The organism is Helicobacteraceae bacterium, assembly GCA_031258155.1.
Taxonomy (GTDB): Bacteria; Campylobacterota; Campylobacteria; order Campylobacterales; family SZUA-545; genus JAIRNH01.
The window spans coordinates 1-17,053 of sequence record JAIRNH010000042.1 but is presented as its reverse complement, the minus strand read 5'-3'; the positions used below and the strand labels follow the sequence as shown (position 1 = coordinate 17,053).

Here is a 17,053-nt window from a genome sequence, read left to right as displayed (position 1 = left end):
TAATTGCATTGTAGCGCTCTCCTTTCTTGATAAAATCAAAATTAGCGAATGTTAGATCGTCTCCGCTTAAGTTAGCTTTTCTTGCTCAGCAAAAGCAACACGTAGCGTAGCGGCGTTTGATCGAGAAACGCCGATTGTATTGTCTCCGCGTTTATCGCTTTTAGAGCGGCGAAAGGCAATCTCTCTTTTTCGCGTTCGCATAAGCAACAGAGACGCTCTAGCGTTTAGCGAACAACGCCGCACTCTATTAACAATCGCGCGGGCTACGGATTGGAAGCCGCCCGTCGCTCTCGGCAAAAGCCGATCGCGTGAGTTAGAGCAGGTCTAATATTTCGTCGATTACGTCAAATAAGAAATCGATCTCCTTAGCGCCGATCGCGTAGGGCGGCATAATATAGACGGTTTTGCCAAGCGGACGGAGCATAACGCCGCGTTTTAGCGCTTCGCGGGTAACGCGAATCGATAGATCGCGGCTATACGCCGCGCCGACTAAATCAAAAGCCGCGATCATAGACTTTTGCCTGATATTGGCGGCGCGATCGTTTTTCGCGATTTTAGCGAGGCGATCGGCAACCAAAAGCGCCTTTTGCCGATTTTCGCCCAATACGTCGCGGCTTTCAAAAATATCGAGCGTCGCGTTTGCCGCGGCGCAAGCGATTGGATTGCCCGTATAACTATGAGAGTGCAAGAAAGTTTTTTCGCCGTAGTCGTCCAAACAAAACGCGCCGTAAATCTCCTCGCGGGTCAAAACGAGAGATAGCGGCAGAAATCCGCCCGTCAGACCTTTAGAGAGCGTCATAAAATCCGGCGAAATATCGGCTTGTTCGCATGCGAACATCGTTCCCGTTCTGCCAAAGCCGACGGCGATCTCGTCGGCGATCAGCATTACGTCAAACTCGTCGCACAAAAGGCGCAAAGCCTTCAAATAGGTTGAATCATACATAGCCATATCGCCCGCGCATTGAACTAGCGGTTCTACGATCGCGGCGCATACTTTGCCCCTGTTTGCCTCCAATAGGCGGCGCATATCGGCGATCGCCGCCGCTTCGCCGCATAGCGCGGGGGATTTTGCCTGAAGCGTTTGAATCAAAAGCGGCGCGTATATTTTTTTGTATAGCGCCACGTCGCCCGCCGCCAACGCGCCTAGGGTTTCGCCGTGATAACTATTGGTTAGCGAGATCGCCAAAGGTCTATTTTCGCCGCGATTGGCGAAAAAATGAAACGCCATTTTCAGCGCGACCTCGATCGAAGCCGATCCGTTATCGGCAAAAAATACGCGGGTTAATCCTTTCGGCGCGATCGCCGTTATCCGTTCGGCAAGTCTGATCGCCTGTTCGTGCGTATAACCCGCGAATATGCAATGCTCTAGCTCTCGCGCCTGTTTCGCGATCGCTTCGGCGATACGCGGCTCGCCGTGCCCGAATAGATTTACCCACCACGAGCTAACCGCGTCGAGATAGCGCGCGCCGTCGTAGTCGTAAAGCCAAACTCCCTCGCCCTTTTTAATAGGAATAAGAGGTAGTTTGCCCGATAGATATTCGCTCATCTGCGAACACGGATGCCAAATACGCGCCAGATCGCGCTTAGATAAAGTCTCGTTTGTCATAATGTTTCTCTGTCATAATGGTTTGGCGATTATACAATTTGGACGGATTTATTGAAAACGCTGTTAATTGGTTACGGCAACGCGCTAAGAGAGGACGACGGATTTGGCGTTTTTGTAGCGCGCGCGCTAAAAAAAACGCGGCGTTACGAATGTATAGAGATTTTCCAGCTCGCGCCGGAATTAGCCGAAGCGATAGCTCGGTTTAAGAAGGTCGTTTTTATCGACGCAAACGCGGAGGTTCCCGCGGGAACTTTTGCCGTCCCGCTTCCTCGTCAAAGCGACGTCTTAGCCCACTCGCTTACGCCTTGGTCGTTAATCGAAACGTCGCGAAAATACTACGACGCTAAAATGGACTACCTAATTTTCTCCGTCGGCGGAGGATCGTTTGGATACCGCGAAAACCTTACGCCGCCCCTTAAAGAGGCGGCGGCAAAACTAATCGCCTATTTGAAAACGATCTAGCTCTTCGCTTTTGGGGTTCTTGTAGGGTGAACGATCGACAAAATTTTGCCTTTTCGCACCGACAAGTTGCCTCTGATTTTGCGAAAATATTCGGCTTCGCTGAGATTTTCCGCGCGAAGGGTAATGCCAATCTGGGAGATTAGCGCGTCGATCTCTCTTCTGAGTTGCGCGCGATCCGTTTCGCTAACGCTAACGGACGATTTAGTTTTCGCGGCGGCGGCGATTTTGCCTTCCACGATTTTAAGAATGCCCGTCAAATCGCTTTCGCCTAAAACGTATTTGCTTTTTAACAGCTTAACAAGCGGTTTGTTGTTCTGCGGTTTCGGCGCTTTTTTAGCGCGGGTTCTGCGTCTGCCGGACGAGTAACGGTTGATCAGATCGGACAACGCCAAAATGTTGCCCAACTCTTCGCTGTAGCGCTTATAGTCGATGGTCCTTGCCATGATTTTACTCCTTATAGGGTTGTGATTACGTCTATGAATTGTAGAACAAATTAGCTTAATCTTTTTAACGTTTTATCGACATTTATTGTTTAGAGCGTTAAAACTTTAGATCGCGCGTCGGCGCGAGCGCAAAAAATCGCTAAGCCTTTATGTCGCATAATATAGCCGTTAAATTAAAAGGAGGACAGATGATTAAACGACTTGCCGTAACGTTCGCGATAGTTTTATCGACGGCTCTTCCCACCATAGGAGCGGATATGAAACAGATTGCGGTTTTGGAAACCACGCAAGGGACGATCGAGATCGAGTTGCTAGGCGATATTGCGCCAAAAGCGACGGAAAATTTTGCTACGCATATAAAAAACGGCTATTACGACGGGCTGATTTTTCACCGCGTGATCAAGAACTTTATGATCCAAGGCGGCGATCCGACGGGAACGGGACGCGGCGGTCAATCGATATGGGGCGCGCCTTTCGAGGACGAATTTAACGCGGCGGTTAGTTTCAACGAGCCTTATTTGCTCGCCATGGCAAACGCGGGTCCCAAGACAAACGGATCGCAATTTTTTATCACCGTCGTCAAAACGGAGTGGCTTAACAACCGGCATACGATTTTCGGGCGGGTGATTAAAGGGCATGACGTCGTAAAAAAGATTGAGAGCGTCGCGGTCGGCGCGGCAGACAAGCCGATCGAAAGACAGGAGATCAAAAAGGCGACTATTAGGGAAATTGAAGCTAAATAAGAGTTTTTAAGTCTTATTTATGGTATAGTTAAGCCGTAAAATTAAATTGAAGGATTAAGATGCCAAACATAAACGCATACGTGGAGTTGTCGCCCGAAGAAAAAGAGGCGAAAAAAGACTATATCGATCGTCATTCGCCGTTTATTACGGTTGCGAATACCGCGAAAATCGGCGAAAAATTGGCGGTCAACGTCCGTTTGGGCAAGAACTATTCTCACCCCGACGATACCGACCACTACATCAACGAGATCAAGCTGTTTGATCGCGAGACGCTTTTGGCTACCGCGACGTTGCTCAGCGGCGTGAACGGCGGTCAGGACAACAAAGGGCAAGCCGAAGTTACCTTTTTTATCGTGCCTAAAAAAAGCCTTAGACTTACGGCTCTTAGCTACTGTACGAAACACGGATTGTGGCAAAGCGACCCCGCGGAGGTAACGGTTTCCTAAAAAATAAAGGGGATCGCTTCTAGGCGATCTCCTTCGTAGCGTTTAGAAGGCGCTTTGTTTTGCTATCGGCGCGCTACGGAACCTTAGACTACGCGATTAACGCGCAAAATAGGCGTTTATGGCGATAGGCGCTAGAGAAACGTAAAAAACACGATTATGAAAAACGCGGTTAATCTAGCCGCGCGTCCGAAAGCGAGCCAATAAACGTTGCGAGCGGCTTGCAAAACTCGTTATTTTGCGCGCGCTTTTTGATCGCTCGGCGCTTATTTGCGGCGTAGCTTCAAATCGCGATCGGCGCGCCGCCTTCGCTTTGCGCGTTTCTAGCGTTGGTTAAACTTGCCGCTTTGTTCAAAATATGACGTTTCGTTTCTGACTCGCTTATAAACGCGGCGGCTTTTTAATCGCGCGCGGCGCGAAAATATCCGTCGGGATAAGAATCGATCGGGACTATCCGCCGCGAAATACTCAAAGCCGCTTAAACGCTTTTTAATCGCGGCGCGATAATTCCGCGTTTAATCGCCTTAAATTGACGCCGCGATATTTGTAGTAAGCCGTTTGCCCTTTAAAAACGCGCGCCCGTTACAAAAGCGAACGTTTTAACTCTCGTTTTGCCGTCTTTAATCGCAAAGCGCCGCTTAGCGGCGAAACTTATAGCGGGCGCTTTTTTAGAAAACGCTAAAAGAGGTTTTAAAAAGAGTTGCGTAACGCGGGTTTGTTGAACGGATAACGTTGTATCGTTATTTAAACGTTCCCAAAATAGGCGCGATCCGCGCGGGGCGAACGTTTTATTATGAGCGCCGCATACCAAAAGCCGCCAAATACCTAGCGCGTAGGTAGAGCCGCTATCAAAATATCCGCTAGCGCGCGAAATGGCATTTTATCAAACTAGAAACGGCGCTATCGAACGCGAATGAGCGTTAAAACGTAACGGTTGCGTAAACGGCGTTTGAATAACGCGGCGGATATGTCGCTTGTCGGATCGCTAGTTGCGCTTACGTTTTAATCTCGCGGCGCGCCGTGAATTTTCGTTATGCCAAGTCGGTTGCCGCAGGCGCGAAAATCCAGTTTAAAACGCGAGAGCGACGAGAATGTTTTATCGACTTAAATATCCGCGAATAGCGCTGCGCGTTTGCCGTATTTATCGCCCTTATCGCGTTTGTTTTGGCGGTTTGCGAAGTAAAGCCCCGTCCGTCCAAAAAACCGGCTTGGAAGGGGCGGTTTTCGCAACGATCTTCGCTTTTTGCCTTTCCTATGTTTTGGCGCGGCGCTCTATCGCGTCCTAGCCCTTTGACGCGGACGTTAAAGCGGCGTTTCGCAGATCGTTTATGATAGGATTTACGCTATGTATGAAAAAGAGCTTGAGGCGTTAAAAACGAGAGGCAGACTGCGAAAACGGCGCGTATTCTCGCCCGATCTCGTCGATCTGGCAAGCAACGACTATCTGCGGCTGGCGCATAATAAAACCCTGTTTGAGCGCGCCGCCGATCGGTTGCGGCGTTACGGCGTTTTCGCTCCAAAAGCCTCGCAACTTATCAACGGTTATCATTCGATTCATCGCGATTTTGAGAGGCTTGTCGCTAAATTGCACGGTTATGAGAGAGCGCTGGTAGTCGGCAGCGGGTTTTTAGGCAATATCGCGTTGTTCGAGGCGCTCGCGCGCAAGGGCGATCTGCTACTAATCGACGAAGAGTATCACGCGAGCGGGATACTCGCCGCCAAACTAACGCGCGGCAAAGTCGCGTTTTTTGCGCATAACGACGCGGACGATCTACGCCGCAAAATGGAACGAAGCGGCAGATCAAAACGGGTTTTCGCGGCGGCGGAGGGCGTTTATTCGATGAGCGGCGAACTTGTCGCCAAAGAGGTAATCGAGACCGCGAAGCGTTTAGGCGCGACGCTGATTATCGACGAGGCGCACTCCGGCGGCGTGGTCGGCGAAAACCTGTTGGGCGCGCTGGACTTTTACGGAATTTCAAGCGAAAACGTCGTAAGGCTTGGCGCTCTTGGCAAGGCTTACGGCAGTTACGGAGCGTATATCGCGGCGAGCGAAGATATTATCGCGTTTTTAGCAAACCGCGCAAAAAGCGTCGTCTATTCCACGGCGCCGAGTCTTTTTGATATTGCCTACGCGCTAGAGGCGCAAAAATGGATCTATTCGCGCCGCCGATCGATAGCTAACGCCGTTCAAAGGGCGAGGCGCGTCGCCGACAAGCGCGGCTATAAAACCGACTCGTTAATCCTGCCGATCGCGGCAAATAGCGATAGAGAGGCTTTGTCGTTGCAACGAAAACTGATAAAAGAGGGCTTTTTGGTCGGCGCGATCCGCCGTCCGACGGTAAAAACGCCGCGATTACGGGTGATTTTGCGCGAAAACGCGGCGGTTTTAGAAAAGTTTTTCGCTTGCCTGCAAAAAATTACCCGACGCGCCTAAAAGAAGCTCCTACTTCGCGTCGTTTCGGATAACGGTTCGCGGCTTTATATTCGCCAAATCTAAACGACCGTTTTATTTTTTGCGCGTTCTCGCCAAAACCGCCGCGCCAGATCGCGCCCGCGCGGATTTTAATTGTCAAATAGCGCGTTTTTTAGCGCGCGCCTGATACTATTTTGCGACTAAAACACCCGCAAAGGCGTTTGATGGACTACCGCTCGCTTGCCGATCGTTACGGAACTCCTCTATATATATACGATTTGGACTATATGGCGAGCCAATACGAAAAGCTAAAAAGCGCCTTCAGAGGCAAAAAATCGCTGATCGCCTTTGCCGTAAAAGCCAATTCAAACCTTAGCGTAATCGCTAAATTCGCCTCGCTCGGCGCGGGCGCGGACTGCGTTTCCTACGGCGAGATAAAGCGCGCCCTGATCGCGGGCGTTCCCAAATATAAGATCATCTTTAGCGGCGTGGGCAAGCGCGACGACGAGATCGAGGGGGCGTTAAACGACGATATTCTATTTATCAACTGCGAGAGCGAATCCGAGCTAGATCGCATAGAGTCGATAGCGCGGCGCCTCGCTAAGAGAGCCAGAATTAGCGTCCGCGTCAACCCTGAAATCGACGCGAAAACGCACCCCTATATCTCTACGGGTCTGCTGGAAAACAAGTTCGGCGTGGATATACAAACCGCCAAACGGCTCTATATCCGCGTCAAAAACTCCGCGTGGTTAGAGGCGGCGGGCATTCACTTTCATATCGGCAGTCAGATGACCGAGCTGGCGCCAATCTTAGAGGCGGCGAAAAAGGCGGCGGATCTCGCCCGATCGCTTACCGCGCTGGAAATCGATATAAAGTTTTTCGACGCTGGCGGCGGAATCGGCGTGGCGTATAACGACGAGACGATCTTCGACGTAAAGGATTACGCGGAGGGGATCGCGCGGGCGATAGAGGGCTTGGATCTAACGATCATATGCGAACCGGGTCGGTTTTTGACGGCGGACGGCGGCGTGTTTCTAACCCGCGTCCTATACGAAAAACGCTCTAAAGTCAAGCGTTTCGTGGTAACGGACGGAGGAATGAACGATCTGATCCGCCCCGCGCTTTACGGCGCCTCTCACAGGGTGGAGGCGATCGGCAAGAGCGGGGACGAGAGCTTGTGCGACGTAGTCGGTCCCGTATGCGAAAGCGGCGATTTTTTCGCCAAAGATATATTGTTGGCGCCCGTGGAGCGCGGCGATCTGCTGGCGGTGCATACGGCTGGCGCATACGGTTTTACGATGAGCAGCAACTTTAACTCTCGCCGCCGCGCGGCGGAGACGGCGATAGAAAACGGCTCGGATCGGCTGATTAGAGAGCGCGAGAGCTATGACGATCTATTCGCGAGCGAAACAAGACTGCTAAAGGCGGCGCAATGAGCCTAACCGAAATTAGAACGCGGATCGACGCGATCGACGACAATCTCTTGACGCTACTAGAGGAGCGAATGGGGCTTGTCAAGCTAATCGGCGAGATCAAAAAAATGGATTGCGCGAACATCTACCGCCCCGCGCGAGAAAAGGAGATTCTTTCGAGGCTCGCCAAACATAAAGGGCTGCTGAGCAAAGCGGCGATCGAGGCGATTTTTTACGAGATTTTCGCCGTCTCCAGATTGCTGGAGCGATCGGAGCGCGTGGCGTTTTTGGGTCCCGTTGGAAGTTTTACGCATCAGGCGGCGGAGAGCCGTTTCGGCGCGACGAGCGACTATCTCTCCATGCAGTCGATCGGCGCGGTTTTCGCGGCGGTCGAGTCAAGCGGGGCAAAATACGGCGTGGTTCCGATCTACAACAACACTAGCGGGCTTGTGGGCGATACGATCGATCGGCTTGAGCAAAGCCCCGTTTTGATCGTTGGCGATATGGAGCTTGCCATTCACCACTGCCTAGCCGCTAAAACCGACAAGCTAAGCGCGATCGAGCGAATCTACTCCAAAGACGCGGCGTTTGGGCAGTGCGGGGAGTTTCTGCGCGGGTATGGTCTGGAGCATATCGAACATATCCCGATCGAAAGCACCGCGAAAGCGGCGCGCTTTGCTAGCGAGGACGAAAAGAGCGCGGCGATCTGCTCTCATATCGCGGCGAAATTGAACAATCTGCCGATTTTGTTTGATAACATTCAAGACAGCGGCGAAAATAAAACTAGGTTCGCTATTCTAAGCGACTTTTCCAACCAGCCAAGCGGCGACGACGCGACGAGTATTATCGCGCAAACGCCAAACAAGCCGGGAGCGCTATTTGCTCTGCTAAAAGAGTTCAACGACGCGCGGATCAACCTAACGCAGATCGAATCGCTTCCGTCGAGAGGCGACAAGCGCAATTCGCGGTTTTTTATCGACTTCGAGGGGCACAAAGACGATCCAAAACCGAGCGAGACGCTATCGAGGATCAAGCGCTATAAATGGTTAGGAAGCTACGCGAGGGGCTAGGCGATGCGGTTTAGAAAAGAGCTTGATAACATCAAAACCTACGAGGCGGGCAAACCGATCGAGTTGATCGCGCGCGATTACGGCGTAGCCGAAAACGAGATCGTCAAACTTGCCAGCAACGAAAATCCGTTCGGTTCAAGCCCTAAAGTCGCGGAGGCGATCGCGCGGCTTAGCGCCAAAATGCACCGCTATCCCGACGATAGCTATTACGCGCTTAAAACGGCGCTAGCCGACAAATATAATCTAGGGCGCGAAAATATCGTGATAGGAAGCGGCAGCGATCAGATATTCGAGTTTATCAGCCATGCCGTATTAGAGCGCGGCGACGTCGCGTTGCAAAATAAAATCACCTTTGCCATGTACGCGATCTACGCCGCGCAGGTTGGCGCGGTTACGATTACGACCGACACAAACCGCCACGATTTGCGGGCGTTTGAAAAGCTGCTGAACAACAATCCCAAGTTAATCTATATCTGCACGCCTAGCAACCCTTACGGCGACGCGCTTGATCGCGACGAGGTTTTCGACTTTTTGGGCAAAGTAAGCGATCAAACGCTCGTCGTGATCGACGCGGCGTATATGGAATACGCGGCGTTCAAAGACGGGCGAAAACTTATCGAGCCAAAGGAGCTGATCGAGCGCTTTCCAAACGCGATCTACGCGGGAACCTTCTCCAAAATCTACGGGCTTGGCGGCATGCGGGTCGGCTACGGGATCGCGCAACCTAACGTTATCGAGGCGTTGCATAAGATTCGCGCTCCGTTTAATATCACAACGCTTTCGCTTGCCGCCGCTACCCTCGCGTTAAGCGACGAGGCGTTCGCGCGCAAAAGCGCGGAGCATAATTTCAAAGAGATGGCGCGATACGAGGCGTTTGCTAGCGAAATCGGCTTGGATTACGAACCGAGTTACGCTAATTTTATCGCGTTACTGTTTCCCGAAGGCAAAAGCGCGAGCGATATAGCCGCCGCGCTGTTAAGACGCGGAATGATTACGCGCGATCTAAAAAGCTATAACCTTAACGCCCTGCGCGTTACGATCGGGCTTGCGAGCGAAAACGATCGCTTTTTTGAGCTGTTTAGAGAGTATTGGAGGTAGCGCCCGTGGATATAAAAGCCCTCGTTCAGCAGTTAAGCGCGCTGACAAAGCGCTTCAACGCGAAACAAAAGGCGGCGCTGTTAGCCGCGCTAATCGGCGTCGTCGCGCTTATAGCGTTTTTGATCGTCTATGCCAGCCCGCGAAACTACGACGACGGCTATCGCGCGCTGTTTCGCGATCTAAGCGCCAAAGACGCGGGGGTTATCGTTCAGCAGTTGGAATCGCAAGGCGTAAAGTTTAAGATTCCCGAAGAGGGGGTGATCTCCGTCCCTAAAGAGCAGGTCAATCGCGTTCGCCTCAGTCTCGCCTCGCAGGGGTTGCCGCGCGACGGGCGACCCGGTTTCGAGCTATTCGACACGCAGGATTTTGGCGCGACCGATTTTGATCAGCAAGTTAAGCTCTTGCGCGCTTTGGAGGGCGAGTTAAGCGCCACGATCGAGAGTTTGGAGAGCGTCCGAAGCGCTAAGGTGCATATCGCTATGCCAAAGGAGAGCGTGTTTGTCAGCAAAGAGACGCCGCCGAGCGCCAGCGTCGTCGTAGCTATGCGCGATAATATGCAGACGAGCCGTCAGCAGATTTTGGGCGTAAAACACCTCGTCGCGTCGGCGGTGCCTAAGCTAACGATCGAGAACGTGCGCATTATCAACGAGGACGGCGTGCCTTTGGGCGAGGAGGACGCGCTAACCACGGCGGGCGAGCTCGCCAGATCGCAGCTACGATTCAAGCGCGACTACGAGCAGGTTTATGAGAACAAGATCGTTCAGATGCTAGGTCAGTTTTTGGGCGGAAACGAGAAGGCGGTCGCGCGCGTAACGATCGACTTTGATTTTTCGCAAAGAAACTCGACGCAGGTTACCTACGATCCCAACAACGTGCCGCGATCGGAGCAAAGCTCGGAGTATAAACGCGAAGGCAGCCGTCCGCGGGAGATCGGCGGCGTGCCGGGCGCGGTGAGCAATATCGGTCCCGTTCAAGGGCTTGAGGACGACAAACTAAGAGAAAAAGAGCAAAGAAGCGAGAACACGATCAACTACGAGGTCTCGTCGAAAACAAGCGAGATCAAAGGCGAGTTCGCCACGATCAACCGCGTTACCGCCGCCGTAGCGGTGGACGGGCGCTATCGCGTTCCAAGAGGCGACGGATCGGCTAACGGCGAATTGGAATACGTTCCGCTCGGCGCCGAAGAGCTTGGCGCGATCGAGAGCTTGGTTAAACAGGCGATCGGCTTTAACGTCGATCGCAAAGACGAGGTAACGGTCAGCAACTTCGAGTTTAGAGCGGGAATCACCCCGACGGGCGAAAAACCGCTCGCGTGGCTTGAAAAGTATTTTGATCCGATCTATCCGGCGTTAAAATATCTCTTCGCGGCGCTCGTTCTTTTCGCGTTTTACTACAAGGTGATTAAGCCCTTTATCGATCGTATGATGGAGATTCCCGTAGCCGAAGAGGAGGAGGCGCCAAAACCGATCGAGTTTGAAGACGACGAGGAAGAGGACGACTCCGATCGCCTAAACGAATTAAGAAAGCGCGTCGAACAACAGCTTGGGCTTGGCGGCGGCGCGGACGAGGAGAAACTAAAATACGACGTGCTGTTAGAGCGTTTGAGAGAGGCGTGCGAGGGAAAACCAAACGAGGTCGCGCAGCTAGTCGATAGTCTCTTGCACGACGAAGTTTCAACGTCGAACGCGAAGATATAAGGGGGAGAGCATGACGTTGCCGCCGCATTTACAAACGCAGTTTGAAGAGATGTCGATGGCGGAGAAAACCGCCGTATTTTTGATGCAGATGGGCGAGGACGTCAGCGCGCAAATTTTCGCGCATTTAGATATTGACGCTATCACGGAAATCTCAAAATATATCGCGCTTTCTAAAAACGTAGATAAGCAGCTTGGCATGGCGGTGTTAGAGGAGTTCTACGCGATCTTTCAGTCCAACCAGTATATCAATAGCGGCGGCATGGAATACGCTAGAGAGATTTTATATAAAGCGCTAGGTCCCGAAGAGGCGCGAAAGGTGCTTGAAAAGCTCGCCAAATCAATGCAATCGGGACAAAATTTCAGCTATCTTTCCAAAATCAAACCGCAGCAGCTTTCGGATTTCGTTCTAAACGAACACCCGCAGGCAATCGCGCTGATCTTGGCGCACATGGAAGCGAGCGCGGCGGCGGAGACGCTCAGCCTGTTTCCGGACGATCTGCGCGGCGAAGTTTCAATGCGTATGGCGAATCTAGGCGACATTTCGCCGACGATCATAAAAAGGGTCTCTACGGTGCTTGAGAAAAAATTAGAGTCGCTTACAACCTACAAAGTAGAGGTGGGAGGACCGCGCGCGGTAGCGGATATATTCAATCGGCTTGGATCCAAAGCGAGCAAGGCGACGTTGGCGTATATCGAGCAGATCGACGAAGCTCTGGCAAGCTCGATCAAAGAGATGATGTTCACCTTCGAGGATATTGTTAAACTAGACAATCAAGCCGTCCGCGAGATTTTGCGATCGGTGGATAAGAAAGAGCTGACGCTGGCGCTTAAAACCGCCTCGGATCCGCTCAAAGACAAGTTTTTCTCCAATATGTCGCAAAGAGCGTCGGACACAATGCGCGAGGAGCTTCAATATCTTGGCGCCGTTAAAGTGCGCGAGGTGGAGGCGGCGCAAAGAAAGATTGTCGATAGCGTGCAACAGCTTGCCGAACAAGGCGTGATCGAGATGGGCGGCGAAGAAGAGGTGGTGGAGTAACGTGGAGATCATTATCGCTCCCGATAAACTCGGAACGCACAAGATCGTTAAATACGAGTTTAAGAACTTCAACGACTCCGCTTCGCCGACAAAAGAGAGCGCTCCGCAACGCCACGCGCCGCCAATTTTGCCGACCGCCCCCGCCGACGGTTTTACCAACGAGGAGAAAGAGGCGCTAAAAGACATTCGCGCCAAGCAACTCGCCGAAAACGATCTGGTCGCCAATCTCGTCCAAAAAGTTGAAAGTTTTGCCGACAACATAGCGAAGCTACAAATAAAATCCGAAAAACAAGAGAGCGATTTTGCGATCAAACTAGAAAACGAAACAAAGCGCTCTTACGAGGAGGGCAAGAAAACGGGCGAGCTTGAGGCGACAAATAGGCTGCTAGGAGAGATCGAAACGAAAAGAGCGCAACTTGCCGAATCGATCGCCAAGCTGGATACGGCGCTAAGAGAGTTTGGCGATCACGCCGCTTCCATCGAAAAAGAGCTTACAAGCGTCGCGGTAGAGATAGCAAACGAAGTGCTTACGATCGAAATTGGCGAAAATAGCGCCAAAATCGCCTCGTCGCTTGCCGTATCCCTATTAAACAGCGTAAAAGACGCGCTAAAAATTTCGATCAGGGTCAATCCTTCCGACATAGCCGCCGTAAGCGAAGCGATCAAGGACGACGCGAGAGTCGAGGTCGTTCCCGATCGCGCCGTCGCGGAGGGCGGCGTGATCGTTCATAGCGAAGCGGGCAATATCGACGCGCGCTTAAATAGCCGTTTCGCGGCGATCAAAAAGAGTATTTTAGAGGGCGGCGGCGGTTGAAACCAATAAAAGAGCAGACTATTGGCGAGCTTAACGAAACGTGCGCGTCGATTCGCGCCAAAATTATCGATACGGTCAGCGGCAACGGAGGACACCTGACGAGTTCGTTAGGCGCGGTGGAGCTAATCGTCGCTATGCACTACGTATTCGATCCCAAAAGCGATCCGTTTATCTTTGACGTTTCGCACCAAGCCTACGCGCATAAGCTGCTAACCGATCGCTGGGAGAGTTTCGGCACGCTTCGCAAATTCGGCGGCGTAAGCGGTTTTACAAAACCGCAAGAGAGCGAATTCGACTATTTTATCGCGGGACATAGCTCCACCAGCGTTAGCGTCGCGGTCGGCGCGGCGAAGGCGATCGCGCTGAAAAAAGAGAGTCGCTCGCCAATCGCGCTTATCGGCGACGGCGCGCTAAGCGCGGGCATGGTCTATGAGGCGCTTAACGAGCTTGGCGATCGCAAATACCCGATCGTTATCCTTATCAACGACAACGAGATGAGCATAGCAAGACCGATCGGAGCCATTAGCCTTTCGCTCTCTAGGGCGATCGCCGCGCCGTGGTTTCAGAAACTCAAATCCGTGATCGACTCCGCGATCGGCGGCAACGAGACCTTTCATTATCTGGCGAAACGTTTTGAGGAGAGCTTGCGGTTAATTACCCCCGGCATTCTGTTCGAGGAGATGGGGTTAGACTATATCGGACCGGTAAACGGACACGATCTAGGCTCGTTAATCGCCGTTTTATCCCGCGCCAAAGAGATGAAAAAGCCCGTCGTCGTCCATGCCCGCACAATCAAGGGCAAAGGCTACGAGATAGCGCAAGGCAAACTGGAGCGCTGGCACGGCGTGGGACCTTTCGACAAGGAGAGCGGAGCGCCGCTAAAAAACGGCGACGCAAAGAGCGCCACCGCGATCTACTCGGACGCGCTACTAGCGCTTGCCCGTCAAGACGACACGATCGCGGGCGTTACCGCCGCTATGCCAAGCGGAACGGGACTAGATAAGCTGATCGCCGAGTTCCCCGATCGTTTCTGGGACGTGGCGATCGCCGAGCAGCACGCCGTAACAAGTTGCGCCGCGCTTGCCAAAGAGGGCTTTAAGCCGTTTTGCACCATCTACTCCACCTTTTTGCAACGCGGCTACGATCAGATAATCCACGACTGCGCGATCGGCGAGCTGCCCGTGATCTTCGCGATCGATCGCGCCGGAATCGTCGGCGAGGACGGCGCCACTCATCAAGGAACGCTCGACGTCGCCTATCTGCGCGTCGTTCCCAATATGACGCTGTTTGCCCCGCGCGACGAAGCGAGCCTGATCGACGCTACGCGCTTTGCCGCCTGTTTGGGCAAACCGTGCGCTTTTCGATACCCTCGCGGCGCGTTCCACCCGCACGAGATCGCGCCGTTCGAGCCGTTTGCGTTGGGCAAGGCGCAATGGCTTAAACGCGGCGAAAAGTTGTTGTTGATAGGCTACGGAAACGGCGCGGCGAAAGCGCTCGCGGTTCATAAGATTCTCGCCGAAAACGGGACAAACGCGGGCGTTTTGGATCTGCGCTTTATCAAGCCGATCGATAAAGAGGCGCTTAAAATCGGCGCGGAAACCTACGATCGTTTCGCCGTTATCAGCGACTCCTCCATAACGGGCGGAGTTAGCGCCGCAATTGCGGAAACGCTAATCGAGATTGATCGTCTATCGGTTAAAATAGAGCGTTTTGAGCTGCCCGACGAGTTTTTGCGACACGGATCGACGCGCCAGATCGAGGAGAGCTTGGGGTTGAGCGCGAAACAGATCGCCCAAAGGTTGCTAGATGGCTGAAAGCGCGACGGAAATAGAAATTATAAAAGAGATCGAAGCTATGGATAGCCGATTAGGCGATCGGCGCGCTTTATTGGTTAAAGTCGCCTTGTCGTTAGCCGCGCTTGCTTTGCTGTGCGCCTCGTATTGGGGCGCGGTTAGAGAAAGAAGTTTCGAGGCGCTATTCGCGCCGCTCGATAGACAAGCCGAAGAGTATCTGGAGCGGACGCTGACCAAAACCGCCTTGACCTACGCGGGCGTTCGCGGCGCGCACGCGGTAGTTTCTATGTTCAAAGGCACGCAACTACACCCGCCGTTTCTTACGTTAAGCGTCGGCGAGGCTCTTTCGCCCGCGCTGGATATAATCGAAAAGCTCTCGGACGCGCTGATGTTAGCGATAGCCTCTCTTGGCGCGCAGAGGATTTTAATGGAGATCGGAACGCAGATCGGGCTTTCGGTTTTCGTTTCGGCTGGGGCGGTTTTGCTGTTAGCGGGGATATGGGCGACTAAGTTTCAGACCGCTTTGGTTTATTGGGGCGTTCGGTTGGCGATTTTAGGGTTTGTCGTTAGGCTTGTAATACCTCTAATGGCACTTGGCGCGTCGCTGACAAGCGAGACTCTTTTGCACAATAAATACGAGGAAGCCCTCGCCGATATAGAAACGCAGAGAGCCGCGTTTGGCGAAAGCGTTTTGCCAAACGACGAGGATAAAGGCTTTTTAGACAGAATTAAAAGCTGGGCGAGTATGGAGGAACTGGCGAAAAGGGTGGACGCTTTCAAAGCGCGCGCGGAGGCGATGACAAAAAGTTTTATCACGCTATTCGCGCTGTTTGTTTTTGAAACCGTTTTATTTCCAATCGCCTCGTTTTGGTTGCTTTCGCGCCTATTTTTCGCGTTTATACCAAGAAAGGATTAAAAATGCACGCGCAAGAAGCTCTTCAGATCGTTTTAGAAAAAGCGTTGGCTCATCTTGATAGATCTAAGGAATCCGACTGGGCGGAAACGCCGCTTGAAGAACAAAAACAGATGATCGCAAAGGCGATCGACGCGCTCAAAAATAGCCAACCGATCGACAAAGAGGCGCTTAAAGCCGAGTTCGCGCCGATAGGTTCGTTGCAGGAGACGGCGGTCAGTAACAGATGGGGCGAGGAGTATATAGCGCTCGCCGAAGAGTTTGAGGAGCTTATCGAACTAATAAACCGTTAGCCAGAGAAACTCCGCGAGGCGCCAACAAAGAGCGATACGCAAACGCTCCAAAAAAAGGTAGCGAGCTTTTTGCAAATATAAGGACGCAACTAAAAGCGGCTTTAGTAACATAAAAGCTACTTCGGACAAAATCAAAACGCTACAAAGCGAGCGATAAGCGCCGCCTAAAAGCCGATAAATCTATACCGCGAATAAACTTCGCCCCTATTTTCCGCCGAGTCGCGTTTTATCAGCTCCTTTACAATTCTTTGAGAAGTTCGACAAAATTACCAAACGGCAAGCCAACCGCCGCCGAGTTTCGATCCGCGCAATGCGCCCTCTCTCCGTCATTCCCGCGCGGAGCGATAGAAGCGCAAACGCTTCGTAATCGCAAAATAAGGGCGATATGCTCTCGTCATTCCCGCGCGGAGCGATAGGGCGCTCTACCGCCCGTAATCGCGTAGGAAGGCGGGTATTCAATAAAAACAAACGCAAACCTCTCGTCATTCCCGCGTAGGCGGGAATCCATAGAAATAACGTAATGCGATTGTTTATTGTCTTTACGAAATATCCGGAAATGGATTCCCGCCTTCGCGGGAATGACGGGCGCTCTTTCTGCCTTTTGCGACCCGCTTTCGATTACGGGCGGTAGAGCGCCCTATCGCTCCGCGCGGGAATGACGGGAAAGGCGCGTTTGTTTTGAGCGATCGCGCGCGCCCTCGCGCCTTCGCGAAACTATCCTCGCCAAAAAAACTCAAACGCCGATTTACGCGATAGACGAAACGGCGTTTTCAAGCGCGAGGCGAACCTTTTTGACGTCCGCGCCGCACTCGCCGAT

At 52.5% G+C, this 17,053-nt stretch carries 15 protein-coding genes; 13 read left to right on the top strand and 2 right to left on the bottom strand.

The window, feature by feature from the left end; all coding sequences use genetic code 11:
• Positions 1–313 precede the first annotated feature (313 nt).
• Positions 314–1,606 carry an adenosylmethionine--8-amino-7-oxononanoate transaminase gene (locus LBF86_05830; GenBank protein ID MDR0665024.1) on the bottom strand — a complete coding sequence of 431 codons (1,293 nt, stop codon included), beginning with the start codon at positions 1,604–1,606 and terminating at the stop codon, positions 314–316.
• 51 nt (positions 1,607–1,657) lie between these two features.
• On the opposite strand from LBF86_05830, the gene LBF86_05825 reads away from it, so the two are divergent.
• A complete protein-coding gene (locus tag LBF86_05825; protein ID MDR0665023.1) occupies positions 1,658–2,068 on the top strand; it encodes a hydrogenase maturation protease in 411 nt (136 codons plus the stop codon).
• On the opposite strand, the gene LBF86_05820 is transcribed toward LBF86_05825, so the two are convergent.
• A complete protein-coding gene (locus LBF86_05820) occupies positions 2,065–2,511 on the bottom strand; it encodes a hypothetical protein (protein MDR0665022.1) in 447 nt (148 codons plus the stop codon). The two genes, LBF86_05825 and LBF86_05820, sit on opposite strands and share 4 nt — an antisense overlap.
• 257 nt (positions 2,512–2,768) lie before the next feature.
• Here LBF86_05820 and LBF86_05815 point away from each other — a divergent pair, with 257 nt between their 5' ends.
• The 12 genes from LBF86_05815 (at position 2,769) to LBF86_05760 (ending at position 16,236) form a co-directional block, all read left to right on the top strand.
• Entirely contained in the window at positions 2,769–3,254 is a 486-nt protein-coding gene (locus LBF86_05815) for a peptidylprolyl isomerase (protein MDR0665021.1), read from the top strand.
• A gap of 59 nt (positions 3,255–3,313) precedes the next feature.
• Positions 3,314–3,700 (top strand): dethiobiotin synthase, encoded by a 387-nt coding sequence (locus tag LBF86_05810; GenBank protein MDR0665020.1) that lies wholly within the window; start codon positions 3,314–3,316, stop codon positions 3,698–3,700.
• Between the two features lie 1,342 nt (positions 3,701–5,042).
• Positions 5,043–6,131: a pyridoxal phosphate-dependent aminotransferase family protein gene (locus tag LBF86_05805; protein MDR0665019.1), complete on the top strand. Its 1,089-nt coding sequence runs from the start codon at positions 5,043–5,045 to the stop codon at positions 6,129–6,131.
• A 203-nt stretch (positions 6,132–6,334) separates the two neighbouring features.
• On the top strand, positions 6,335–7,546 hold the full coding sequence (gene lysA, locus LBF86_05800) for a diaminopimelate decarboxylase (GenBank protein MDR0665018.1): 1,212 nt from the start codon (positions 6,335–6,337) through the stop codon (positions 7,544–7,546).
• On the top strand, positions 7,543–8,592 hold the full coding sequence (pheA, locus tag LBF86_05795; protein MDR0665017.1) for a chorismate mutase: 1,050 nt from the start codon (positions 7,543–7,545) through the stop codon (positions 8,590–8,592). The genes lysA and pheA overlap by 4 nt, the downstream gene beginning before the upstream one ends.
• 3 nt (positions 8,593–8,595) lie before the next feature.
• On the top strand, positions 8,596–9,690 hold the full coding sequence (gene hisC / locus LBF86_05790) for a histidinol-phosphate transaminase (protein MDR0665016.1): 1,095 nt from the start codon (positions 8,596–8,598) through the stop codon (positions 9,688–9,690).
• A gap of 5 nt (positions 9,691–9,695) precedes the next feature.
• Positions 9,696–11,387 carry a flagellar M-ring protein FliF gene (gene fliF / locus LBF86_05785; GenBank protein MDR0665015.1) on the top strand — a complete coding sequence of 564 codons (1,692 nt, stop codon included), beginning with the start codon at positions 9,696–9,698 and terminating at the stop codon, positions 11,385–11,387.
• A gap of 10 nt (positions 11,388–11,397) precedes the next feature.
• A complete protein-coding gene (gene fliG / locus LBF86_05780) occupies positions 11,398–12,423 on the top strand; it encodes a flagellar motor switch protein FliG (protein ID MDR0665014.1) in 1,026 nt (341 codons plus the stop codon).
• Between the two features lies 1 nt (position 12,424).
• Positions 12,425–13,237 carry a hypothetical protein gene (locus tag LBF86_05775; protein ID MDR0665013.1) on the top strand — a complete coding sequence of 271 codons (813 nt, stop codon included), beginning with the start codon at positions 12,425–12,427 and terminating at the stop codon, positions 13,235–13,237.
• A complete protein-coding gene (gene dxs, locus LBF86_05770) occupies positions 13,234–15,051 on the top strand; it encodes a 1-deoxy-D-xylulose-5-phosphate synthase (protein MDR0665012.1) in 1,818 nt (605 codons plus the stop codon). Before LBF86_05775 ends, dxs begins: the two co-directional genes overlap by 4 nt.
• A complete protein-coding gene (locus tag LBF86_05765) occupies positions 15,044–15,946 on the top strand; it encodes a hypothetical protein (protein MDR0665011.1) in 903 nt (300 codons plus the stop codon). The genes dxs and LBF86_05765 overlap by 8 nt, the downstream gene beginning before the upstream one ends.
• Positions 15,947–15,948: 2 nt before the next feature.
• On the top strand, positions 15,949–16,236 hold the full coding sequence (locus LBF86_05760) for a hypothetical protein (GenBank protein ID MDR0665010.1): 288 nt from the start codon (positions 15,949–15,951) through the stop codon (positions 16,234–16,236).
• The last annotated feature ends 817 nt before the right edge of the window (positions 16,237–17,053 follow it).

Bases quoted from the DNA above. Each gene is read 5' to 3' on its own strand.
- lysA (MDR0665018.1), top strand. From the start codon at position 6,335: ATGGACTACCGCTCGCTTGCCGATCGTTACGGAACTCCTCTATATATA.
- LBF86_05805 (MDR0665019.1), top strand. From the start codon at position 5,043: ATGTATGAAAAAGAGCTTGAGGCGTTAAAAACGAGAGGCAGACTGCGA.
- LBF86_05830 (MDR0665024.1), bottom strand. From the start codon at position 1,606: ATGACAAACGAGACTTTATCTAAGCGCGATCTGGCGCGTATTTGGCAT.
- LBF86_05760 (MDR0665010.1), top strand. From the start codon at position 15,949: ATGCACGCGCAAGAAGCTCTTCAGATCGTTTTAGAAAAAGCGTTGGCT.
- hisC (MDR0665016.1), top strand. From the start codon at position 8,596: ATGCGGTTTAGAAAAGAGCTTGATAACATCAAAACCTACGAGGCGGGC.
- LBF86_05815 (MDR0665021.1), top strand. From the start codon at position 2,769: ATGAAACAGATTGCGGTTTTGGAAACCACGCAAGGGACGATCGAGATC.
- fliG (MDR0665014.1), top strand. From the start codon at position 11,398: ATGACGTTGCCGCCGCATTTACAAACGCAGTTTGAAGAGATGTCGATG.
- pheA (MDR0665017.1), top strand. From the start codon at position 7,543: ATGAGCCTAACCGAAATTAGAACGCGGATCGACGCGATCGACGACAAT.
- LBF86_05810 (MDR0665020.1), top strand. From the start codon at position 3,314: ATGCCAAACATAAACGCATACGTGGAGTTGTCGCCCGAAGAAAAAGAG.
- LBF86_05765 (MDR0665011.1), top strand. From the start codon at position 15,044: ATGGCTGAAAGCGCGACGGAAATAGAAATTATAAAAGAGATCGAAGCT.
- LBF86_05820 (MDR0665022.1), bottom strand. From the start codon at position 2,511: ATGGCAAGGACCATCGACTATAAGCGCTACAGCGAAGAGTTGGGCAAC.